20 protein-coding genes and 3 tRNA genes are annotated in these 24073 nt (G+C 53.2%); 21 read left to right on the top strand and 2 right to left on the bottom strand.

The window, feature by feature from the left end; all coding sequences use genetic code 11:
• Positions 1-3: 3 nt before the first annotated feature.
• From PHACT_RS01640 to PHACT_RS01600, 9 genes are all read left to right on the top strand, one after another.
• Positions 4-1896, top strand: a complete 1893-nt coding sequence (locus PHACT_RS01640) for a prephenate dehydrogenase/arogenate dehydrogenase family protein (RefSeq protein WP_070115626.1) — start codon at positions 4-6, stop codon at positions 1894-1896.
• Positions 1897-1927: 31 nt separating this feature from the next.
• On the top strand, positions 1928-2623 hold the full coding sequence (gene cmk, locus PHACT_RS01635) for a (d)CMP kinase (protein ID WP_070115625.1): 696 nt from the start codon (positions 1928-1930) through the stop codon (positions 2621-2623).
• 277 nt (positions 2624-2900) lie between these two features.
• Entirely contained in the window at positions 2901-4577 is a 1677-nt protein-coding gene (rpsA, locus tag PHACT_RS01630; protein ID WP_070115624.1) for a 30S ribosomal protein S1, read from the top strand.
• Positions 4578-4596: 19 nt separating this feature from the next.
• Entirely contained in the window at positions 4597-4887 is a 291-nt protein-coding gene (gene ihfB, locus PHACT_RS01625) for an integration host factor subunit beta (protein ID WP_070115623.1), read from the top strand.
• Between the two features lie 121 nt (positions 4888-5008).
• A complete protein-coding gene (locus tag PHACT_RS01620) occupies positions 5009-5299 on the top strand; it encodes a lipopolysaccharide assembly protein LapA domain-containing protein (protein WP_139141399.1) in 291 nt (96 codons plus the stop codon).
• A gap of 35 nt (positions 5300-5334) precedes the next feature.
• Complete coding sequence (gene pyrF / locus PHACT_RS01615; protein ID WP_317622235.1) at positions 5335-6063, top strand: orotidine-5'-phosphate decarboxylase; 729 nt, start codon at positions 5335-5337, stop codon at positions 6061-6063.
• A 102-nt stretch (positions 6064-6165) separates the two neighbouring features.
• Positions 6166-6510 carry a ComEA family DNA-binding protein gene (locus PHACT_RS01610; protein ID WP_070115621.1) on the top strand — a complete coding sequence of 115 codons (345 nt, stop codon included), beginning with the start codon at positions 6166-6168 and terminating at the stop codon, positions 6508-6510.
• Positions 6511-6727: 217 nt separating this feature from the next.
• Positions 6728-7672, top strand: a complete 945-nt coding sequence (locus PHACT_RS01605; protein WP_169819364.1) for an MraY family glycosyltransferase — start codon at positions 6728-6730, stop codon at positions 7670-7672.
• The gene (locus tag PHACT_RS01600) at positions 7669-9648 is read left to right on the top strand and encodes a nucleoside-diphosphate sugar epimerase/dehydratase (RefSeq protein WP_070115619.1); all 1980 of its coding nucleotides are present in this window, start codon (positions 7669-7671) and stop codon (positions 9646-9648) included. The genes PHACT_RS01605 and PHACT_RS01600 overlap by 4 nt, the downstream gene beginning before the upstream one ends.
• On the opposite strand, the gene PHACT_RS01595 is transcribed toward PHACT_RS01600, so the two are convergent.
• Both PHACT_RS01595 and PHACT_RS01590 read right to left on the bottom strand, forming a co-directional pair.
• Positions 9649-10353: a peptidylprolyl isomerase gene (locus PHACT_RS01595; protein WP_317622234.1), complete on the bottom strand. Its 705-nt coding sequence runs from the start codon at positions 10351-10353 to the stop codon at positions 9649-9651.
• 152 nt (positions 10354-10505) lie between these two features.
• Positions 10506-10580, bottom strand: a tRNA-Asn gene (locus PHACT_RS01590).
• Between the two features lie 185 nt (positions 10581-10765).
• Here PHACT_RS01590 and uvrB point away from each other — a divergent pair.
• The 12 genes from uvrB to PHACT_RS01530 all read left to right on the top strand — a co-directional run bounded on the left by uvrB (position 10766) and on the right by PHACT_RS01530 (position 23996).
• Positions 10766-12811: an excinuclease ABC subunit UvrB gene (gene uvrB / locus PHACT_RS01585; protein WP_070115618.1), complete on the top strand. Its 2046-nt coding sequence runs from the start codon at positions 10766-10768 to the stop codon at positions 12809-12811.
• A 149-nt stretch (positions 12812-12960) separates the two neighbouring features.
• Positions 12961-13037 (top strand) — tRNA-Val (locus tag PHACT_RS01580).
• 89 nt (positions 13038-13126) lie between these two features.
• Positions 13127-15046: a threonine--tRNA ligase gene (gene thrS, locus PHACT_RS01575; protein ID WP_070115617.1), complete on the top strand. Its 1920-nt coding sequence runs from the start codon at positions 13127-13129 to the stop codon at positions 15044-15046.
• 54 nt (positions 15047-15100) lie between these two features.
• Positions 15101-15631 (top strand): translation initiation factor IF-3, encoded by a 531-nt coding sequence (gene infC, locus PHACT_RS01570; RefSeq protein WP_070115616.1) that lies wholly within the window; start codon positions 15101-15103, stop codon positions 15629-15631.
• A 71-nt stretch (positions 15632-15702) separates the two neighbouring features.
• Positions 15703-15897 carry a 50S ribosomal protein L35 gene (gene rpmI, locus PHACT_RS01565; RefSeq protein ID WP_070115615.1) on the top strand — a complete coding sequence of 65 codons (195 nt, stop codon included), beginning with the start codon at positions 15703-15705 and terminating at the stop codon, positions 15895-15897.
• A gap of 26 nt (positions 15898-15923) precedes the next feature.
• On the top strand, positions 15924-16280 hold the full coding sequence (gene rplT, locus PHACT_RS01560; protein WP_070115614.1) for a 50S ribosomal protein L20: 357 nt from the start codon (positions 15924-15926) through the stop codon (positions 16278-16280).
• 88 nt (positions 16281-16368) lie between these two features.
• A complete protein-coding gene (gene pheS / locus PHACT_RS01555) occupies positions 16369-17385 on the top strand; it encodes a phenylalanine--tRNA ligase subunit alpha (protein WP_070115613.1) in 1017 nt (338 codons plus the stop codon).
• Between the two features lie 44 nt (positions 17386-17429).
• A complete protein-coding gene (pheT, locus tag PHACT_RS01550) occupies positions 17430-19844 on the top strand; it encodes a phenylalanine--tRNA ligase subunit beta (protein ID WP_070115612.1) in 2415 nt (804 codons plus the stop codon).
• 2 nt (positions 19845-19846) lie between these two features.
• The gene (ihfA, locus tag PHACT_RS01545; RefSeq protein WP_070115611.1) at positions 19847-20152 is read left to right on the top strand and encodes an integration host factor subunit alpha; all 306 of its coding nucleotides are present in this window, start codon (positions 19847-19849) and stop codon (positions 20150-20152) included.
• On the top strand, positions 20136-20489 hold the full coding sequence (locus tag PHACT_RS01540; protein ID WP_070115610.1) for a MerR family transcriptional regulator: 354 nt from the start codon (positions 20136-20138) through the stop codon (positions 20487-20489). Before ihfA ends, PHACT_RS01540 begins: the two co-directional genes overlap by 17 nt.
• A gap of 366 nt (positions 20490-20855) precedes the next feature.
• Entirely contained in the window at positions 20856-23753 is a 2898-nt protein-coding gene (locus tag PHACT_RS01535; RefSeq protein WP_070115609.1) for a TonB-dependent receptor domain-containing protein, read from the top strand.
• 166 nt (positions 23754-23919) lie between these two features.
• A tRNA-Pro gene (locus PHACT_RS01530) sits at positions 23920-23996 on the top strand.
• Positions 23997-24073: the final 77 nt, after the last annotated feature.

The raw sequence follows: 24073 nt of genomic DNA, 5'->3' as shown, positions 1-24073 counted from the left end.
GCCATGACGCTGCTCAAGAATAAAACCGTTCTTATTGTCGGGCTGGGTCTGATTGGCGGCTCGATTGCCCGGGGACTGGCCGCGAGCAATGCATGCCAGCGCATACTTGCTGTCGGCCGTGATGAAACCGTACTGCACACCGCCATGCTGGATGGCAGTATCCATGCCTACGCCACCGACCTTGCCACGCTGGCACCGGAAGCTGATTTAATCATGATCACAGTACCGACCCAGTCGGTGCGAGCCATCCTTGAACAGCTCATTGAGCTGGTCGATGACAGCGTCATCATTACCGATGCCGCCAGCGTAAAAGGAAATGTGGTGGCGGATGCACGGCAGGTGCTGAGGGCAAGGGCTTGTCGCTTTGTGCCTGGACACCCGATTGCGGGTTCCGAGCGTAGTGGCTACCCCGCATCCCGTGCAGACCTGTTTGATAAGCGCAAGGTCATTCTCACTCCTCAACCCGATAATGATACTGATGCAGTGCGCACGGTCATGGCCTTGTGGCAGTGTCTGGGTGCGGACATTCATGCCATGAGTGCGGAGCGTCATGACCGCGTACTCGCAGGCACCAGCCACCTGCCACACCTGCTGGCCTTTGCCCTGGTGAATACTTTGGTAGACAGCATCAGCGAACCGGACCGTGTGCAGCAGGTTTTCGATTATGCTGCTGGCGGGTTTGCTGATTTCAGCCGTATCGCCTCCAGTGACCCGGTCATGTGGCGAGATATTTTTCTCGCTAACTCACAGGCAACGGTTGATATACTTGATGCCTATATTGAGTCTTTGCAGAAAATGCGATCGGTTCTACTACGTGCTGATGGCGCTGCAATGACCCGGGAATTCTCCCGTGCGAAACACGTTAGAGACGAATTCTATCAACGATTTCAAAAGCCCGAGACTAAACCTCGCGTGTTCGCGGAGCATTCCCAGGACACTGGCTCCCTGGTATGCCGCCCCAGTCTGTCGTTACAGGGTGAATTCAGGGCCGCTGCGTCAGTAGATACGGCCCGGCAATACTTGCAGGACGCTGCCTGTCGCGATGCGGTCACGTTGTTGCGTGGCATTCCAGAGGACGGCGAGACTCTGGCGCTGATTCAGGCCTTGCGGGCTGCCGGCGTGCCTGTGGTTGGCCCCGAGCAAGCCAGTGTGACTGTTTATGGTAGCGAGCCGGACGCTGATTTGGTAGCGGGTCAGGGTTGCGAGGCTGAGCAAACAACCAATAACCGGCCCTTGTCGCCAGGCACTGAATTGCCGGCTAATGATTTTGTCATACTGGCACTGGCGCTGGCTGCCAGCAGTGTCGCTGAGTCACGACTGACACTGCGTTGTGTCTATGCGGGCGCAGATGGCCATGAACATCCGCTGCAGGCATTCCAGCAAATGGGCGCCGATTTGCAGTTGATGAGCAATCAGGATTCTGGGCAAGCGTTACTGGATGTACTGGTTAAACCGTCGGCGCTTGATAGTTGTGAGCTTGATTTCAGCGTCATCGCCGGCGATGTGTTGCCTGAGGGCAATAAGCTGGCAGCGGTTGAGGAACAGGTTCTGGGTTATATTGTCGCCGGAATGCTGGCGGACGGTAAAACCTGCCTGCGAGTTGCCAATCTGGCCGACAATGCCCGTATAACGGGCGCGATCACAGCATGGCAGGCGCTTGGTGCAAACATTGAATGGACGGACGACGTCATTACCGTATCGCGCTCGCTGCTGGCATCGGGTGTGCTGGCCTGTCGCAATGACCCTGAATTCACCTTGTTATGCATCGTGCTCGCGCAGCGAGTATCGGGCCGGCTTGAACTGACCGGGTTTGCCGCATTTGTCGACAAATATCCGGGGTTACTCGCCCAATTGCAGAAACTGGGCTTTGGGTTAGCGCTGGAGCGAACATCATGACAACACGATTTGATAAAAGGCAGGGGGCCCGATGACTGAGACTCAGGGCGATGCGGTTCCCGTATTGGCAATCGACGGGCCTGGTGGCGCAGGCAAGGGGACGGTCAGTCGTTTGCTGGCGTCTGCTTTGGGCTGGCACTACCTGGACAGCGGGGCGCTTTACAGAATAGTGGCGCTGGCTGCCAGGCGCAGTGCGGTAGCACTGGAAGACGAACCGCGAGTGGCAGCACTGGTCCCGGCGCTGGACATTCGTTTTGGTACCGGTAGCGACGACAGCGTCTGGCTGCAGGGCGAAGAGGTGTCAGCGCATATACGCCATGAAGAAGCGGGCGCCATGGCTTCCGTCGTTGCGGCGCTGCCGGCGGTCAGGGAAGCGCTATTGCTGCGCCAGAGAGCGTTCCGGCAGGCACCGGGCCTTGTTGCGGATGGGCGCGACATGGGCACTGTGGTGTTTATTGATGCACTGCAGAAAGTGTTTTTGACAGCGTCTGCGCAAGAGCGTGCAGATCGGCGATATAAGCAGTTGATTGCAAAGGGTATTGATGTTAATATCGGCGACCTTTTAGCGGATATCAATGCGCGTGATGCTCGGGACAGTAGCAGGGCGGTTGCGCCACTGCGACCGGCTGATGATGCCATCGTCGTCGATACAACCCGGATGAGCATCCCGGAAGTGGTCAGTCAGATACTGGCCATGGTAAATAAAAAGCGTGAATCCATGCTGTAAAAATCTGAACAATTGCAAAGTTATAAATAAAAAATATGAACAAAACAGTCCGGTGAATCTGAACCGGCAGGCACGACTGAATCGAACCAGATTCAGGCAAGACCCAAGCAGGACCGCAACAAGTTAGACTGAGTACCCGGCCTGATGATGGAGCCAGCATTGTCCATCAGCGGGCTTTTTGTCATTGGCCCGTACATGCTGGTGTGCGGTTGTACTGAAGCTGCAGAACGTGCCTCCTGGTACCTTTTGACGGCTAATTTAATTTACAGGATTAAACATGAGTGAAAGTTTCGCTGAATTATTTGAACAAAGTCTGATTGATGTTGATATGACACCTGGCGCCATCGTCAACGGCACAGTTATCGATATCGATTCTGACTGGGTTACCGTCCACGCCGGACTCAAGTCCGAGGGCGTTATTCCCAAAAGCCAGTTCCTGGATGAGAACGGCAGTTTTTCTCTGTCAGTTGGTGACATCGTCAAAGTAGCACTGGAAGCCGTCGAAGACGGTTTTGGTGAAACACGACTGTCCAGAGAGAAAGCCAAACGGGCAGAGTCCTGGATGGAGCTGGAAGCGGCTTTCGAAAAGAACGAAGTGGTCAAAGGTATTATCAACGGAAAGGTCAAAGGCGGTTTCACTGTCGACCTCAACAATATCCGTGCGTTCCTGCCAGGTTCTCTGGTCGACATTCGTCCGATTCGCGACACCACGCATCTGGAAGGTCAGCTGCTTGAATTTAAACTGATCAAACTGGATCAGAAGCGCAACAACGTTGTGGTATCACGTCGTGCTGTGCTGGAAGCAGTCAGCTCGGAAGAGCGTGATGAGTTGCTGGCAAGCCTGCAGGAAGGTCTTGTTATCAAGGGTATCGTCAAGAACCTGACAGATTACGGCGCATTCGTCGATCTGGGCGGTGTAGACGGCCTGCTGCATATTACTGACATGTCGTGGAAGCGCATTAAGCACCCAAGCGAAATCGTCAATGTCGGCGACGAGATCAAAGTCAAAGTATTGAAGTATGACCGCGAGCGTAATCGTGTATCTCTGGGCCTGAAACAACTGGGTGAAGATCCATGGGTTGATATCAAAGCCCGTTACCCGGAAGAAACCAAGGTCAAGGCACGCGTTACCAATCTGACTGACTACGGCTGCTTCGCCGAGCTGGAAGAAGGCGTTGAAGGTCTGGTACACGTGTCGGAAATGGATTGGACAAACAAAAACGTTCATCCATCCAAGATTGTGCAGCTGGGTGACGAAGTAGAAGTGATGATCCTGGACATAGACGAAGAACGTCGTCGTATCTCTCTGGGTATCAAACAGTGCTTCCAGAACCCATGGGATCGTTTTGCCGAGCAGTTCAAGAAAGGCGACAAGATCTCCGGTAGCATCAAATCAATCACTGATTTCGGTATCTTTATCGGGCTTGATGGCAACATCGACGGTCTGGTTCACCTGTCTGACATCTCCTGGGATGAATCAGGTGAAGATGCGGTTCGTGCCTACAAAAAAGGCGACGAAATTGAAACCGTCATTCTGTCTGTTGATCCAGAGCGTGAGCGCATTTCCCTTGGCATCAAGCAGCTGTCTGAAGATCCGTTCGCGAACTACGTTGGCGAGTTTGAGAAAGGCAGCATAGTCAAGGCAACCATCACGGCCGTCGAAGCCAAGTCTGCCACAGTCGATCTGGGTAATGGCGTTGAAGGCATGTTGCGTGCTTCCGAAATTAGCCGGGACAAGGTAGAAGACGCCCGTAATGTGCTGAAAGAAGGCGACCAGCTTGACGTTAAAGTGGTCAGTGTTGACCGCAAGAACCGAGTGCTTGGCGTTTCTGTAAAAGCCATTGAAATGGATGACGAGAAAGCCGCCATTCAGGATCATAAGAACCAGGACGTTGCGGCTTCCGGCCCGACTACCATCGGTGACCTGATCAAAGCCCAAATGGAAAAGAAATAACTAACTCAAGGAACCTGTCATGACAAAGTCTGAGCTTATCGAGCGCATAGCCGCCAAACAGTCGCAACTGTCAGCTAAAGATTGCGAGTTTGCCGTTAAGGCGGTCATTGAGTATATGTCTGAGGCTTTGTCAGAAGGTGGCCGGATTGAAATTCGCGGATTTGGCAGTTTTTCACTGCATTACCGTGTGCCCCGGATCGGACGTAATCCGAAAACCGGGACACCGGTGGCGCTCAGTGGAAAGCATGTTCCGCATTTCAAACCAGGCAAAGAACTGAGAGACCGTGTCAATAATACCCTGGAGCATTAACCATCCTGGTATGGCGTGATTCAGAGCATTGTAAGCACAAATATAAAACGGCGTATTCGCAAGAATGGCGCCGTTTTTATTTGTAAGACACTAAACTTTCGTCTACCGGGAGCTGACTGTTGTGCAACGACTCAAGCGTTGGTTGATGTTTCTGTTATTGTTGTTGATTTTTATACTGAGTGTCGGCTTCTCAATGTGGAATACGGAACCGGTCGCATTGTCATTTGGCTTTTATGAGTTCGCCGTCAGGCCGTTGTCATTCTGGCTGATTATCACCTTCTGTATGGGTGGGCTGACAGGGCTGTTGATAGGCGCTGGCCTGATTCGGGATACCCGCTTACGTTTTCGTATTCGGGCGTTGGAAAAGGAGTTGGCCAAACGTTCCGGTGCTAAACCCACCAGAACAGACTGAGAACACACGGCAACTCAGGTTGCCTGCAAATTGACGTGGAAACCGTTGGAGGCGATACCGTGCAAGATCCGAATAAAATAATTATTGCCCTGGATATGGCCAGTGACAATGATGTGATGGCGCTTTTACGTCAACTTGACCCATCAAGCTGCCGGGTAAAAATAGGCAAGGAACTGTTTACCCGATATGGGCCGGATCTGGTCAGAAGGGTAGCAGACATGGGTTTTGATATTTTTCTTGATCTAAAATTCCATGATATTCCCAATACTGTTAACAAGGCTGTAGCGGCAGCAGCGGATCTTGGGGTCTGGATGTTGACGCTGCATGCAGCCGGCGGTTCGGACATGTTGCGTGCAGCACGCGATGCTGTCGATAATAGCGAACATAAACCACTACTGGTTGCGGTGACATTGTTAACCAGTCTGGCAGAAAATGATCTGGCGATTCAGGGCGTAGCACGATCACCGCTGGAGCAGGTACAGCGACTGGCGTCACTGGCACAGGAATGCGGTATGGACGGCGTGGTCTGCTCTGCTGCAGAAGTCAGTGAGCTCAGAATGCTGCTGCGTAAGGATTTTCTGCTGGTCACCCCGGGTATCCGGCCTCAGGGTGATGCCGCCAACGATCAAAAACGTATCGTGACGCCCGCCGCTGCAATACAGCAGGGCAGTGACTACCTGGTGATAGGTAGACCGATTACCCGTGCCCGGGAGCCGATAGAAAAACTGGCACTGATACAGCAAGAAATTTCTGGCGTGCAGTAGAATTTGTGCTAAACACTGATCAGCCCCTGTCTAAAAGTGATAAGTGGCTATCACGTAGATGTACTGAAATCTGAAAATGAAATCTGGAAAAGGAGTTTCCATATGCAAATATCAAAACGTTTTAGCAAGGCTGGTCTGTGTTCTCTCCTGTTTGGCCTGTTGGCCTGCCTGGGTGTGGTTACCATGCCCGTAACTCTGGCGCAGGACGAACCAGTTGCGCCCGAAATAAGTATTGAAAATCAGGTCAATATCAATACTGCAGATGCCGAAACGCTCGCGCTGGCTCTGGATGGAGTGGGCGAAACCCGGGCCATGGATATTATTAGCTACCGAGAGCAAAATGGTGACTTTGAGACGGTCGAGCAGTTGCAGGAAGTCAGCGGTATCGGCCCGGCGACACTGGAGCGCAATCGTTCACGAATTTTACTGTCGGACTCAACCGACTGAGGACGCGACCAACCAGCATACGGTAGAATGGGAGCCCTGTGTCGGGGCTCCCTGAATGAGAGTGTCGGCATTTTATTATTTTGCCCGCTGCTGCTAACAGCTGGCGATGGATGATGGGCTCACTATGTTGGTTTGGTTCGCGTTGCCAGGAATATTCCTGTTGTCCTGGCTGCTTTGTGCGGTGCTTGTTCGCCGCGGTTCAACGTGGCTAATGGATATGCCTGTAGACCGCAGTGCGCATCTTCAGGCCACTCCGCGCGGGGGTGGTCTCGCGATTGTAATCGGCATTTATGTTTTTCTCTCGATACTTGCCAGTCTGAATCTCTTAAGCCTGTTTCAGTTCAGTGTGCTTCTGTGTGCGCTGCCGGTAGCAGCAGCTGGATTCGCTGATGATATTCGGTCGCTGTCAGTCAAAATCAGATTGCCACTGCATCTGTTGTCAGCGTTTGTTGCCCTCGCGCTTCTAGGCCCTGTTCCTGAACCCTTTTTCAGCGGCGTGGTAGAACTTCCCTTTGTTTTGATGTCGGCACTGTTAATGGTGGCTCTGGTGTGGCTACTTAATTTGTACAATTTTATGGACGGTATCGATACGCTGGCAGCGGGGCAATGTCTTTTTGTCAGTGGCGCTGCTGCCTTCCTGTTGCCTGCGTCTGAGATTGGCCTGATCTGGGCCTGTGTCGGGCTGTTTGTCGCAACATCCGGTTTCTTCCTGTGGAACATGCCACCAGCCCGCCTGTTCATGGGTGATGTCGGCAGCACATTCCTCGGATTCTTTCTGGGTTTACTCGGGTTGCTGAGTCATTTTAATGGCAGCCTGTCAGTCTGGGTATGGGTGCTGCTGATGGGTGTATTTATCGCGGATACCACCTTCACCTTGCTGCGTCGGTGCCTATCCGGCCATAGTGTGACTCAGGGGCATAGTACCCATGCCTATCAGCATCTGGCTCGCCGGCTGAATAGTCATACCAGGGTGGCAATTGTGCTGACCGCGGTAAATCTTGTGTGGCTGCTACCGTTGGCCTGGCTGGCGACGGTATACCCTGAATATGGGGTAGTGCTGGCAATCTCTGGTATAGTACCGTTAATGTTGTTAGCCGCCATGTTAGGAGCAGGGACCGATCGCGGTGCCCGCAAAGGCTTCGAATCAAAGGACCAGGTATGAACCTATACACGATACCGCTATCGAGAAACGTTAAGCAGGCTTTGTTAATGCTGGTTGACGGATTCATGCTGGCAACGGCTGCCTGGTTGTCTTTTAGCATGCTTGGTATAAGCGCGGGTCCACTGGCGGATAGAATGACGGTGTTTACCGGCGTCGCCATACTGATCAGTGTGCTGGTATTCTTTCGCATTGGCCTATACCGGGCACTATTGCTCTATATGGGTGTGCAGTCCGGGTTTATTGTGTTGCAGGGTGTCTCCATTGCCGCACTTTTTTTCGCGGGCGGTTATTACCTCGTATTTTCATTTCCGCAGGCCAATAATGCCGCCGTGCCCATCTTCTGGATGCTGGCTCTGCTGTTTATTGGCGGCAGTCGTTTTGTAGCCAAAATAGCACTGCAGAGCCTGATTCAGAACTTTCGTCCCAAAGAGCCCGTCATAATCTATGGCGCTGGCAGTTCCGGTATGCAATTGGTGGCAGCCTTACAGAATGGTGACCAATACCTGCCGGTGGCGTTTGTTGACGACAGTCGTCACATCGTTGGTAGCATTGTTCATGGTATTCGTGTCTACAGCCCATCGGCTCTGGCTGATCTGATTACCAATTTTTCGGTCCGACAGATATTGCTGGCCATGCCTTCCGCCAGCCATGCTGAGCGTAAAGAGATTCTCAATCGACTTGAACATTTGCCGGTCCATGTAAAAACAGTGCCGGAACTGTTCGATATGCGCTCGGGTAAAGTGCATGTCGATGAAGTTCGGGACATTGATATTGAGGACCTTCTGGGGCGTGATATTGTACCGCCGGATCAGGGTCTGATGGGGGCATGTATCACGGGCAAATCTGTCCTGGTGACGGGTGCCGCCGGGTCTATCGGTTCGGAGCTGTGCCGGCAGATAATCAGTCTGCGTCCCGCCAGACTGGTATTACTCGACAGTTTCGAATTCGGTCTCTATGACGTAGAACTTGAATTACAGGCGCTGCGCGACTCCCTGCCTGAGAGCGACAGTGCGGAAGAGCCTGAAATTATTGCTTTGCTGGGCAACGTCTGTAATCAGGGCCAGATGAATGCCGTGATGACACGGTTCGGGGTCGATACGGTTTACCATGTGGCTGCCTATAAACAGGTACCCATGGTTGAGCGCAATGTCGTTGAAGGGGTTCACAACAATGTTTTTGGTACTGCGGTTTCTGCGCTCGCAGCAAAACAGTGTGGTGTGCAGCACTTTGTTCTGATCTCTACCGACAAAGCGGTCCGGCCTACCAACGTCATGGGCGCCACCAAACGTTTTGCCGAACAGGTGCTGCAGGCACTCACCGCCACTCAGGGCACGACGTGCTTTAGCATGGTCCGTTTTGGCAATGTCCTGGGGTCATCGGGGTCGGTAGTGCCTTTGTTCCGACGGCAAATCAGTGAAGGGGGGCCGGTCACCGTGACGCACCCTGAGGTTACCCGTTATTTTATGACCGTAGAGGAAGCCGCTCAACTGGTTATTCAGGCCGGTTCCATGGCAAGCGGTGGCGATGTGTTTGTTCTCGACATGCATGACCCGATCAAAATTGTGGACCTGGCGCGGAAGATGATCCACTTGATGGGTTACGATGTGCGGGATGAAAATTCCTATCGCGGCGATATAGCAATCGAATACTCAGGCCTGCGGCCAGGAGAGAAACTGTTCGAAGAGCTGTTGATTGGTGAATCGGTTACTGGCACCGAGCATCCCAAAATCATGCGGGCAGAGGAAGACTACCTGCCATGGGAAGTGCTGGAACCCATGCTGAACGAGCTTCAGGCAGCCTGTACCGAGCTTGATCTGGGCAGCATCCGCCGTATTCTCATGCAGGCGGTGGATGGTTTTGAGCCTGATACCCTGTCAGATGATCCGCTCTGGCTGGAACAGCCGGCGACGTCGCAGCAGGATGCGGTCTTTGTCAGAGCCGCTCCTGCCAACGTAACGCCGATACACAAACGCTGATTAACGTCGAGTGACAGACTCGATGACAACGGGTTCAACCGGCACATTCTGGTGCTGGTTGCGGTTAGCGGTTTCCACCGTAGCAATCTGATCGACCACATCCATACCACTAACCACCTCACCAAAGGCGGCATAACCAAACTGCTGGGGCGTTCTGCCGGTCTGATTAAGGAAGTCATTATCGACCAGGTTGATGAAGAACTGGCTGGTTGCGCTGTCTACGACATTGGTACGTGCCATCGCCAGGGTGCCTCGATCATTCTCCAGTGACGGATCAGCTTCATTGGTAATAGCCGGATAACCCGAGACCTCGACAAAATCGCTGTTGTAGCCACCACCCTGAATCATGAAGCCAGGGATCACGCGGTGAAAGGTCAGGTTGTTGTACAGGTCGTTGTCGACATAGCGCAGGAAGTTGGCAACAGTGATCGGAGCCCGGTCAGCCCATAATTCAATTTCAATGCTGCCCATACTGGTTTCCATGACCACGACCGGATTGCCGTCGATCTCATCGCTGATGGAGTCGGCAGCATCGGAAACAGCTTCAGTCACTGTTTCAGCCACCTCATTGGCGGTATCAGCGGCCTGTTCTGCCATGTTCTCCAGCTCCTCAGGCGCTTCGCTGTTGTCGGAGCATGCGCCAAGGACCAGGGTGCCGCCCATTAGCAGAGCCATAAATACGTGCTTGTAACTGTTTGCAATCATAATCAATTCCCGCTTTGTCAAAACTAGGTTTAGCCAGAGCGACTGATTATAACCGCAGATATAAATGATGCCAGTGTTAGAGTGCTACATTGCCATTTCGGATGGAGTCATTTGCGAAGGAACTTCATGCAACCGGGGGAGGGAGGGGAATATGGCTGCCCAACCTGGACTCGAACCAGGAACCAAGTGATTAACAGTCACCTACTCTACCATTGAGCTATTGGGCAATTGTGCTGGTCAACTGAGTGACCTCAACAGGACGCGTATACTAATGAGATTTTTAAGAAGGGTCAACCCTTGATTGTCATCTTTTGATGGTTGCGACAGACGCCGACAGTCTACATGTTATATGCGTGCCACGTTTGCCTGCGTCCATCGCTTACCGGGATGGCAACCGTGTATACTGCGGGGCATGAGCAATCAATTCAAAATGTTTTCACCCTTCGAACCGGCCGGGGATCAGCCGGCTGCGATTGAAGCGCTGGCTGACGGCCTGGAGGAGGGGTTGCTGGCTCAAACCCTGTTGGGGGTCACCGGCTCAGGCAAGACCTTTACCATTGCCAACGTCATCGAAAAAACACAGCGTCCGGCTCTGGTTATGGCGCCCAACAAGACGCTGGCGGCTCAGCTTTATGGCGAGTTTGCCGAGTTCTTTCCCGACAACGCTGTCGAATATTTTGTGTCCTACTATGATTACTATCAGCCAGAGGCCTACGTACCTTCGTCTGATCTGTATATCGAAAAAGATTCATCAATAAACGAACACATAGAGCAGATGCGTCTGTCGGCAACCAAGGCGCTGCTGGAGCGGCGAGATGTCATCGTGGTAGCAACGGTTTCAGCGATTTATGGCCTTGGTGATCCGGGCTCGTACCTGAAAATGGTGCTACACCTGGATCGCGGTGACAAGGTTGATCAGCGTTACATTTTGCGCCGACTCGCAGATATGCAGTACACCCGTAACGACATGGAGTTGCAGCGTGCTACCTATCGTGTGCGTGGCGATGTCATTGATGTGTACCCAGCAGACTCGGAAAAATATGCTGTGCGCATCGAACTGTTTGATGACGAAATAGAGAACCTGGCTTTCTTTGATCCGCTGACTGGCGAAGTATTACGTAAAGTACCGCGTCTAACTATATTTCCGAAATCTCATTATGTGACGCCCAGAGAGAAGGTTCTCGACGCGCTCGATCAGATAAAGGTCGAATTGAATGAACGTGTGTTGCAACTGGAAAGCAACCATCAGCTGGTTGAAGCGCAGCGGCTTTCGCAGCGAACCAAGTTTGATCTGGAAATGATGAATGAGCTGGGATACTGCACCGGTATTGAGAACTACTCGCGTTATTTGTCCGGACGACAGTCAGGACAGCCGCCACCCACATTGTTTGACTACCTGCCACCTGATGCGCTGGTGATTGTTGATGAATCACACGTCTCAATACCGCAGATTGGTGCGATGTATAAGGGTGACCGTTCGCGCAAGGAAACACTTGTGCAGTACGGGTTCCGGCTGCCGTCAGCAATGGACAACCGCCCGCTGCGTTTCGAAGAATGGGAGTCGTTGACACCACAACTCATATTTGTGTCGGCAACGCCGGGCCCGTATGAAGCCGACCGCGCTGGCCAGACCGTGCGCCAGGTGGTGCGTCCGACGGGGCTGATTGATCCGGCGGTCGAGGTACGGCCAGCCGGAACTCAGGTGGATGATCTGTTATCGGAAATCCGTCAGATTGTCGTCCGCCAGGAACGGGTGCTGGTGACGGTGCTGACCAAGCGCATGGCAGAGGATCTGACTGACTATCTGATGGATCATGATGTGCGGGTGCGCTACCTGCATTCAGATATCGACACGGTCGAACGCTCCGAGATTATCCGGGACCTTCGTCTGGGCAACTTCGATGTTCTGGTCGGCATCAATCTGTTGCGCGAGGGGCTGGATATACCGGAGGTGTCTCTGGTTGCGATTCTGGACGCCGATAAGGAAGGCTTTTTGCGCTCCGAACGCTCTCTTATCCAGACCATGGGCCGGGCGGCGCGTAATATTCGCGGTCGGGCCATCCTGTATGCGGATCGTGTTACCGGCTCCATGCAGCGGGCCATGGACGAGTCTGACCGTCGCCGCGAGATCCAGGTGGCGTTTAATACTGCCAACAATATTACGCCGGCAGGCGTTAACAAGAGCATCATGGATGTCATGGAAGGTGCCTACGGCGGCGCCAATGGCGAGGGCAAGAACCGAAAGCGTAGTCGCCAGTCAGCCTCGGTAGCAGAAAAAATTGCCGCCTACGGTACAGGAGCGCAACCCGATGTGGCACTCGACGTTAAATCATTGACTCGGGAGATAGCGCGTATTGAGGCTCGTATGCTGGAATTGGCCAGGAATCTTGAGTTTGAGGAGGCAGCCAGACTGCGTGATGAAGTCGCTGTTCTGCGCAAACAGCTGCTGCAGGTGTAAAACTGCTAAAAACGGGCGAAAAACACTGTCAGCTCTGGTACTTGCTATTGTAGTTTTAGTCCGCTCCCCCTATAATCGCCAACCTTGATAAAAGCACCCCAAAAGCAGTTTGGTCGGCGATTTCTGTAAACAGTTGTAAAGCGAATTACAGGCGCGTAGCTCAGTTGGTTAGAGCGCTACCTTGACATGGTAGAGGTCACCAGTTCGAATCTGGTCGTGCCTACCACCTTTCTGCCCTGAAGCTGACATTTCTTGGAGTCACGCTTCGTGTTGCTTTTCTTTAAACCGACCTTTAATTGATAAACACTTCATCCTATGCCTGCAATTACTCTTCCTGACGGCAGTCAACGTAGCTTTGACGCATCCGTAACGGTAGCGCAAGTCGCTGAATCCATAGGTGCCGGCCTGGCCAAGGCGGCGCTGGCCGGGCGTGTGGATGGCACTCTGGTCGACACCTCGTATCTGATTACCGATGATGCGGAGCTGGCGATTATTACCGAACGTGATGCCGATGGCCTTGATGTGATCCGGCACTCCTGTGCACACTTGATGGCGCAGGCAGTGCAGCGTCTGTTTCCGGAGGCGCAGGTCACCATAGGCCCGGTCATCGAAGATGGTTTTTTCTACGATTTTGCCTACGAACGCGCTTTCACCCCGGAAGATCTGGCGCAGATCGAAAAGGCCATGGGTGAAATCGTCAAGGAAAACCTGCCGGTCTCACGTGAAGTGATGAGTCGTGATGACGCCATTGCCATGTTTGACAAGATGGGCGAGAAGTACAAAGTCGAGATAATCAAGGACATTCCCGGCAACGAGGAGTTGTCATTCTACCGTCAGGGTGACTTCATTGACCTGTGCCGTGGCCCGCATGTACCCAATACCGGCAAATTCAAAGCGTTCAAACTGACATCAGTCGCAGGCGCCTACTGGCGCGGCGATGCCAGCAACGAAATGCTTCAGCGCATTTATGGCACGGCCTGGGGTGACAAAAAGGCGCTCGCCGACTATCTGTTCCGGCTGGAAGAAGCCCAGAAACGCGATCATCGTAAAATCGGCAAAAAACTGGATCTGTTTCACTTTCAGGAAGAAGCCCCCGGCATGGTGTTCTGGCACCCCAAAGGCTGGTCGATTTACCAGACCATTCAACATTACATGCAGAAGCTGCAGAATGAGAGTGGCTACCAGGAAATCCGAACACCACAACTGGTCGACTACACATTGTGGGAAAAATCCGGCCATGCTGACAAGTTTGCCGATGAGATGTTCAGCGTTGAATCTGAAAATCGCATGTATGCCATCAAACCCATGAATTGCCCGTGCCACGTGCAGGTGTTTAATCAGGGGTTAAAAAGCTACCGTGACCTGCCGTTGCGGCTGGCTGAATTTGGCTCCTGCCACCGTTTTGAGCCCTCAGGCTCCATGCACGGCCTGATGCGCGTACGCAGCTTTACTCAGGATGATGCGCACATATTCTGCGCCGAATCTGCTATTCAGGACGAGGTAGCCCAGTTCATGGAGCTGCTGTTCCGGGTTTATAAAGATTTTGGCTTTGATGAGATCATCCTGCGCCTGTCTACACGACCTGAAAAACGGGTTGGCAGTGATGAGATGTGGGACAAGTCCGAAGAGGCGCTGCGTCAGGCACTGAATAACAGCGGCCTGGCTTGGGAGTTGCTGCCGGGCGAGGGGGCGTTTTACGGACCCAAGATCGAATTCTCCCTGAAAGACTGCATGGGCCGGATTCAGCAGTGCGGCACCATTCAGGTGGATTTCTCAATGCCAGAGCGCCTGGGTGCGCAGTATGTGGCGGAAGATGGCAACCGAAAGGTGCCGGTCATGTTGCATCGCGCGATTCTGGGATCATTCGAGCGTTTTATTGGCGTTCTCATCGAGCATTATGCCGGCGCGTTGCCGGTCTGGCTGGCACCTGAGCAGGCGGTAATTCTTAATATTACCGACAAACAGGGCGATTATTGCGAAAAAGTACGTAAAATATTGGCAGAAAAGGGATTTCGGGTCAGTGCGGACTTGAGAAATGAGAAGATCGGCTTTAAAATTCGCGAGCACACCATGCAGAAGGTTCCATTTCTGCTGGTAGCTGGTGACCGGGAAATGGAAAACGGTCAGATTTCCGTCCGTACGCAGGATGGCCAGGATCTGGGCACCATGACACTTGAGGCATTCGCTGAGCATCTGGCAACAGAGGTCGCGCGCCTGGGTCGTACCGGTAACTGAAAGTCACCGGCGAGCCCAATTTAAACTTATACAGGAGAGAAGACGCTGTCGAATATGAAGAGCAGTTCCAAAAAACCCGTCATTAACGAAAATATTGAAGCCACCGAAGTCCGTCTGGTACTGGCTGATGGTGAGCAAAAAGGCGTTGTGACGATTGAGGAAGCACGAGCGGAAGCCGCAGAGGCCAAGCTTGACCTGGTGTTGATCGCTCCTGATGCTGAACCACCAGTCTGCAAAATCATGGATTACGGCAAGCATGTCTTTGATATCAAGAAGCAGAAGGCTGCCAGCAAGAAAAAGCAGCGCAAGACCCAGATTAAAGAAATAAAGTTTCGACCAGGGACGGAAGAAGGGGATTATCAGGTAAAACTACGCAACCTGATACGTTTCCTAGAAGATGGGGACAAGGCCAAGGTATCGCTAAGATTCCGTGGACGCGAACTCGCCCATCAGCATCTTGGACTCGAATTGGTACAGCGGATCGCTAAAGATCTGGAAGACTACGGTACCGTCGAGCAGACCCCCAAGATGGAAGGTCGTCAGATCGTAATGGTTCTGGCACCGACGAAGAAGAAGAAGGCCTGACACCGGTCAAGCCTTCGTTTATCTAAACTGTATCGCCAGTGATGGCTGATAAATGCGGAGTAATACCCGAAATGAGCAAGATGAAGACCCACAGTGGCGCCTCCAAGCGCTTCAAGAAGACAGCGAGCGGCTGGAAGTGCAAAAGCGCTAACAAGAGCCACATCCTCACCAAAATGACCACCAAGCGCAAACGTCATCTGCGCGGTACTTCACTGGTTGCTGCCAGCGATAAGCCGTTGATCGACCGCATGTTGCGCAAAATTTAATCATTTAGGATTCCGAGGAGACTGATATGGCCCGAGTTAAACGAGGCGTAACGGCACGTCGCCGTCACAAAAAGATTCTGAAAGCGGCAAAAGGTTACTACGGTGCCCGTAGCCGTGTGTATCGCGTAGCGTTCCAGGCAGTGATCAAAGCCGGTCAGTACGCTTACCGCGACCGTCGTACCAAGAAGCGGGTATTCCGCTCGCTGTGGATCACGCGTATCAACGCGCAGTCACGCGTCAATGGTATGACTTACAGCCAATTGATTGCTGGTTTGAAGAAAGCCAACATCGCTGTAGATCGTCGCGTCATGGCCGATCTGGCTGTACACGATAAAGCAGCTTTTGCTGCGCTGGTGAATCAGGCAAAAGCCGCCCTGGCGTAAGTAATAGCGTTACCTTTGCAGAGCCGGTCCGGGTTTTCCTAATGTCCCGTTCCGGCTTTGTGCTTTCATGGTATAAGCGGATTAATCCATGACTGATACAACAACTCTGTTAGACACAGCCCTGCAGGCCATCGACGCGACGACTGACGAGCGCGCGCTGGAACAATTGCGGGTTGATTATCTCGGTAAAAAAGGACAGCTGACCGATCTGCTTAAAGGCTTGGGCAAACTGCCTGCCGAGCAGCGGCCGGCGGCCGGTGAATCCATTAATATTGCCAAGCGCCGAATACAGGAGGCGCTGGATGCCAGACGAGAGACGCTGGTAGCGCAGGCAATGGAATCACAACTGGCTCAGGAGACAATCGATGTCACGCTGCCCGGGCGACGTCAGTCAGCCGGTGGTCTGCACCCGGTCAGCCGTACCATTGACCGGATTCAGCGCCTGTTCGAATCGGTTGGTTATAGCGTGGCGGAAGGGCCCGAGATCGAAGATGATTATCACAACTTCGAGGCTCTCAATATCCCCGGGCATCACCCGGCTCGTGCCATGCACGACACCTTCTATATTAATCCATCGACTGTGCTGCGCACGCATACGTCTCCGGTACAGGTAAGGGTCATGGAACAGGGCAAGCCCCCATTCCGCATGATCTGCCCAGGCCGAGTTTACCGCTGCGACTCTGATCTGACGCACACACCGATGTTTCATCAGATAGAAGGCCTGCTGATTGCTGAAAATGTCAGCTTTGCCGATCTGAAAGGCACGTTGGAGGACTTCCTGCGGGCGTTCTTTGAGGCTGATCTGGCCGTACGCTTTCGTCCATCCTATTTTCCGTTCACCGAGCCCTCAGCTGAAGTCGACATGAGCTGCGTTATGTGCGAAGGCAAGGGCTGTCGTGTCTGCAAGCAGACCGGGTGGCTGGAAGTGCTGGGCTGCGGCATGGTGCATCCGTCTGTCCTGGAAGCGTCGGGTATCGACAGTGAACAGTATCGCGGTTACGCCTTTGGCATGGGCGTCGAACGTCTGGCCATGCTGCACTATGGCGTCAATGATCTGCGTCTGTTTTTTGAAAACGATCTGCGTTTTCTTAAACAGTTCAACTGACCTTTTCCATGCACGCCGCACCGCAATAAAAAGAGCCTCAAGACATGATCTTCACACAACAATGGATTCGAGAGTGGCTGGATGACAGCATTGATCCGTCACTGCTGACAGCTGAGCGACTGGTATTTCAGCTTACCATGGCTGGCCTGGAAGTGGATGCACATGGTCCGGTGGCTGCTGCCTTCAGTGGTGTCATTGTGGCTGAGGTGACCGACGTTCGACCGCATCCTGATGCAGACAAGTTACGCATTTGCTCGGTAAACGACGGTCAGCAAACACTTCAGGTCGTTTGTGGCGCGCCCAATGTTCGCGTTGGCCTGAAAGTACCGTATGCCACCATCGGCGCGGAACTACCAGGCGCCGAAGCGGGTAAAACGTTTCGCATCAAGAAAGCCAGATTACGCGGCGTCGAGTCTGATGGCATGTTGTGTTCGGCGGCCGAGCTTGGTCTGTCTGAAGCCGCGGACGGCTTGTTCGAATTGCCGGCCGATGCGCCTGCCGGTACTGATATTCGCAACTACCTGGAGCTGGACGACAGCTTCTTTGAACTGGACCTGACGCCCAATCGTGGCGATTGCCTTGGCATCAACGGTATTGCGCGCGAAATAGGCGCGCTGAATGACGTGAAGGTCGCGGGGCCACAAATACCCAATGTAGCTGCCACGATTGAGGATACGTTCCCCGTCCGTCTTGCTGCCCCTGACGCATGCCCACGCTATCTGGGCCGGGTCGTGCGCAATATCGACGTGACGGCTGCGACACCCTTGTGGATGCAGGAAAAGCTGCGTCGCTGTGGTTTGCGCAGTATCGATCCCGTCGTTGATATCACCAACTATGTTCTGCTGGAGCTGGGGCAGCCCATGCATGCCTTTGATCTGTTGAGTCTGAACCAGGAAATCTGTGTACGGATGGCGAGCGCAGATGATGAGCTGGTGCTGCTCGATGGCAAGACGGTGCAACCGGACGCGGATACCTTATTGATAGCGGATGCATCCGGACCGCTGGCTCTGGCCGGCGTCATGGGTGGTGAGCACAGCGGCGTCACGGAAGCGACCCGTGATGTATTTCTCGAATGTGCGTTCTTTGCACCATTGGCGGTGGTGGGGCGCGCCCGCCGTTATGGCCTGCATACTGACGCCTCGCATCGCTACGAGCGGGGTGTGGACTTCGAAATTCAGGGACTGGCCATGGAGCGCGCAACAGCATTGTTGCTCGAAATATGTGGCGGCGAAGCAGGCCCTGTTACCGAACAGCTGGGCGACTTGCCTGCCAGACGTGAAGTGACGCTCAAGCCAGAGAATGTGTTAAAACTGCTCGGCATGGCCATGAGCTCCGATGAAATTGTTCGTATTCTCAATAGCCTGGGAATGGAATCTATCGAAGTATCTGACACGGAGATGCGCTTCTCTGTGCCATCCTACCGCTTTGATATCAGCATTGAGGCTGACCTGATTGAGGAACTGGCCCGTGTGCATGGCTATGACAAATTACCGGTAACACAGCCGGCAGTTCGCATGCAATTACCGGATCAGCCCGAAGCCGATGTGGGCATGGCACGTTTACGCGAACGTCTGGTGACGCTGGGTTATCAGCAGGTCATTACCTACAGTTTTGTTGAACCGGAACTGATGGCGTCAGTTCAGCCCAGTCCGCCTCCGGTGCCGTTGCAGAACCCAATATCGGCTGACATGTCGGTTATGCGAACCAGTCTTTGGCCTGGCCTGATCAGCACACTCAAATATAATGTGAACCGGCAACAGCCGCGGGTAAGAATATTTGAGACAGGGCAGATTTTCCTGCGTCGTGAAGGCGACCACGAACAGACGATCAGGCAGCCAGAAATGCTGGCTGGTCTGGTTTATGGTTCCCGTCAACCGGCTGAATGGTCGCAGGGCAGGGAGGCTGTGGACTATTTTGATCTTAAGGGTGACCTTGAAACCCTGTTGGCGTTAACCGGTCACGGCGATGCCTTCACCTTCGAAAGCGCGCATCACCCGGCCCTGCACAGTGGGCAGAGTGCAAGAGTTGTCCTTAATGGCAGGCATGTTGGGCATATCGGAGCGCTGTCACCTCAGCTTCAGCGTGAGCTGGATTTAAGTCAGCGTGTATTTGTTTTCGAAATCGAACTTGACTCATTACTGTCAGCGACAGTGCCACAATTCAGCCCGCTGTCACGCTTCCCGGAGGTGAGTCGCGATCTGGCCGTGGTACTTGATCAACAGGTGACCTCAGGTGCATTGCGAGAGTATTTGCAGGCAGAAGCAGGCGAATTCCTCGTCGGTTTACGAATATTTGATGTATTTCAAGGTGATGCACTGGGTAAAAACAAAAAAAGTGTGGCTCTGGGCTTGACCTGGCAGCATCCTTCGCGCACTCTAGGCGACGACGATATCAATGTGATAATTGAGCGTTGTGTCAAAGGCCTGGAAGACAAATTTAATGCAAAGTTAAGGAAATAAGCATGGAGAAGGGCGCACTGACAAAAGCTGAGATGGCCGAACGCTTATTTGATGAGCTCGGCGTCAATAAACGCGAAGCCAAGGAACTGGTTGAACAGTTTTTTGAGGAAATCCGGCTGGCACTGGAAAGCAGTGAGCAGGTTAAACTGTCCGGATTCGGTAATTTCGACTTGCGCGACAAAAAGCAGCGTCCGGGTCGAAACCCCAAAACCGGTGAAGAAATTCCAATCAAGGCGCGACGTGTTGTCACATTCCGGCCAGGGCAGAAGTTGAAGGCGCGGGTAGAAAAGTATGCTGGAACCCAATAGCACCAAGGAACTTCCGCCGATACCGGCGAAACGATACTTCACCATTGGCGAAGTAGGTGAACTGTGTACAGTGAAGCCTCACGTGCTACGTTACTGGGAGCAGGAATTCCCGCAACTGAAACCTGTCAAGCGCCGAGGCAATCGTCGTTATTACCAGCGCGAAGACGTCCTACTGATCCGTCAGATCAAATCCTTGCTATACGAACAGGGCTTTACCATCGGTGGTGCGCGCCAGCGCATGAATGGTCACCAGGAAACCTCTGCCGGACCCGCTGTTGAATCAGCTGAGCTCAAACAGATGATCAAGGAACTGGAAGAAGCGTTGTCTTTTCTTTGATTTCGCTCATGCTTTGAGTTCTCTCCTGTTCCTATTCCATTTCCTCTCTTTTCTGTTTTGACCTTGCTCAGACTCAGACTCATGCTCTGGCTCTGTCCTTTGTACTCATTACCCCCGCCTCAGGTTCCAGATCTCTCACATTAATTGCAGTGTAAAGGTGCCATACCGAACAGTTGTCCGGGATGGCGTAACAATTCGTCACCTTTTGGCCTTTACAACATAATCTGCAGTGATATAGTCCATCAGCGATTCGAAGGTACCAAGTGTGCTGTCGGATGCAAAAAGGCAAAAAATATTGCCACTTGTTGTCATGCATCCCATCTGTGTGGCAGACCTACAATCATAAAAAATGCTAGAGGTCTATGGATGAAACCAAAGTCTGTTTTTACTTACAGAGTCAAACTGCTATCCGCAGCAATTGCTGCAAGCCTGTTAGTGCCTACTGGCGCTGCCATTGCTCAACAAGGATCACCTGAGGTAGAGGAAGTTGTTGTAACCGGCTCCTTTATCCGCCGCACTGAAGGATTTCAGGCGGCATCTCCAATTCTTCAATTTGATGCTGAAGACATTGCCACTGAAGGCACACCCAACATGGGTGATGTCATCAATAACCTGAGCTTTAACCAAGGTTCTTCAGTTACTCAAAACTCGTTAACAGGTGCATCAAGCACCGCGACGTCAATCAATCTGCGTGGCCTGGGGGCCGGTGCTACATTGAACCTGGTCGATGGCATGCGTGTTATTGGCACTAACGTCAATACCTTCCTGCCACAGATCGCCATTGCCCGTCTGGATATTGTGACAGATGGTGCCGCTGCTCTTTACGGCTCTCAGGCAGTTGCTGGTGTGGTCAACTTTGTGCCACGCAAATCCTATGACGGTGTGCGGCTGGAAGCATATCGCCAGGGCGATGACCGTGGCGATTACACTGACGATCAGTTCAGCCTGCTGGCAGGTACCGAATGGAACGGGATCGACATTGTTGTTGCCGGTGAATACCGCACCAATGGTCGACTGAAAATGATTGATCGGCCCGAGCTGATGAATGCTGGCCTGACATCCTCAAGCACACCTAACCCGGGCCGTTACCGCGTGCCGTTGCGTGATGAGAACGGCGATTTGACCGGTGCCACTGCCGTCCGCTCTGACCCTAATTGCGGCGGTGTCCGTCAGGATCCTACCCAGGTTGGCAATAACCCCAACGGTTTCACCTTTGGCGGCCAGTGCTGGTTCGATTTTGGAGAGTTCTGGGATTACCGTGCTGCGCAGGATTCAGCGCAGGCGTTCACACACCTGACATACGACGTCAGCTCAGACCTGACGCTTTCTGGTCAATGGAGCTACTACAAGCGCTGGACGGCCAACCGTGGTTCACCGTCTAACCCTGGTGGTCGAACCGGTGAGCTGCCCGATATTCGTGGCGAGTTGCCTGGCAACCCGTTCCCGGCGCAGGATGCAAATGGCAATCAGCTATTTGCTCAGGATGCCAACGGTGATGGTGTGCCCGATCGTGGTCCTAACGGTCAGGTAATTCGTGACCCGAGCGGTATCCCGTTTAACGAAGATGTTGCGTTCTCAGCCTGGCGTCCTTGGGGTAAACATGGCACCTTGCCATCACAGCTTGGAGCCGATGGTTCTACCGTAGGGTCAGGCCTGCTGTTTGGCTTCCGCTCTGCGCTGTCTGCTGACTTTACCGTACCGTTTGTCGAAGGCTGGGATGGTAAAGCGACTTATATGTATGCACGCTCGACAGACAACAGCCGCGCTAACAACTTCAGCCTGGGCTTTTTGACTCAGGGGCTGAATTGCGACGTGGTCAATGACCGCGAAGCCTGCTTTAACCCATTTGTGTCACCCGACGGCAATAACCTGAACACTCAGGCAGTTGCTGACTCCACCTACGTGCAGAACCGTGTTGATGATGTTGACACCCTGCAAACGTTTGATCTGGTGTTTAATGGTGTTATCGCGCCGGGCGGGTTTGAGCTGCCAGGTGGGCAAATTGGTGCTGCGGTGGGTTATCAACGCCGTGACGACCGTTTTGACAATACGCCCAGCCTGCACAGCCTGACTGGCGACGTGTTTATCGGCACTCAGCTGTTTCCGTTCAGCGACAGCCGAACAGCGGACGCGTTCTTTGGTGAGCTGGCACTGCCGGTCCTGGATAACCTGGAGCTGCAGGTTGCCGTGCGAAACGAAGAGTACAGCACCGGTCAAAGCTCAACTGATCCGAAGTACGGCCTGATCTACCTGCCGACTGACTGGCTGTCGATACGTGCCACCAAAGGTACCTCGTTTATTGCACCGTCACTCAATCAGTTGAATGCGCCGCAGTCCTGTGGTCTGACCAATGTCGCCGATCCGTTCACGACATTCGCTGCGTTCACTGCCAACTGTTCCCAGGGTAACCCCGATCTGGTACCGGAATCGGCAGACACCATGGGTATAGGTTTTACGCTGAACCTGCTGGAAGGCATGACACTTGATATCGACTATAGCGAGACAGATTTTACTGATCGTATTATCTCCTCCACCACGGCTGATATTCTGGCGTCTGACTTCTTTAACTTCCGTCAGGCCACTGGATACTCCGGTACGGGTACGCCACCAGCCGATATGGTCCGCGCCTGGGTTGCCAGTCCTCAGTCTGATCCCCGTATCCAGCGCGATCCCAACAACGTTGCGCAGATAGATCGTATCATCAGCAGTGACACCAATGCGTCCAGCATGCTGGTGGAAGCAATTGATATCAAATTCGACTATCTGTTCCCGGTTGCTGACCTGGGTATGTTCAACGTTGGCGTTGACGCCACGTTTGTAGATACTTATGAGTATCAGCTGTCACCCGATCGGGATGTTGTGGAAGCCGTAGGCAACCAGAACAACCTCACCGGTGCAGTACCGCCAATGCCGGAATGGAAAGCCAACGTTCGTCTGGGCTGGTCTCGTGATCAACACAGCGTCAACGTGATCGTGCGTTACCTCGATGAGATGACCTTTGATGCCAGCAAGTTCTCGTTCCAGCAGTTCCTGCCGTTCAGCAATTATCGTGATGTCGACGTGCTGCGCGCGTCTACCATTACCGATGCCAGCTACAACTACCGTGGCCTGGAAGCGTTTGGTGGCGAATTTGCGTTCACTGTCGGTGCACGCAACCTGTTTGACCGGGCACCGCAGAAAGTGCCATTGCTCGGTGGTGTGGAGTCCTTCCTGTATGACCCGACTGGCCGCATGGTCTATGGCCGGGTAACGTTCGAGATGTAAGTGCTGTTGCCTGTCGTCGCTTTCGACGGCAGGCACCGCACCACGCATGAGATCACTAACAAGGCGGCCAGGTTTCCCCCCGGGCCGCCTTGTTTTTTTCGCTCAGGTTTATTACCTGTCGGGCTTGCAAGCCGGCACAAGCCAAGTATAATGCCAGCTCGATTTTCGGGGCGTAGCGCAGTCTGGTAGCGCACTACACTGGGGGTGTAGGGGTCGCAGGTTCAAATCCTGCCGTTCCGACCAGATCCGGGGCTGGAGACTTCTGTCGACTGGCCTGTTAAAAAGAGCAAACCTCTGGTTTGCTCTTTTTTTTTGGATTT

Source organism: Pseudohongiella acticola (genome assembly GCF_001758195.1).
Lineage (GTDB): Bacteria > Pseudomonadota > Gammaproteobacteria > Pseudomonadales > Pseudohongiellaceae > Pseudohongiella > Pseudohongiella acticola.
This window is presented reverse-complemented; position numbering and strand designations above follow the sequence as displayed.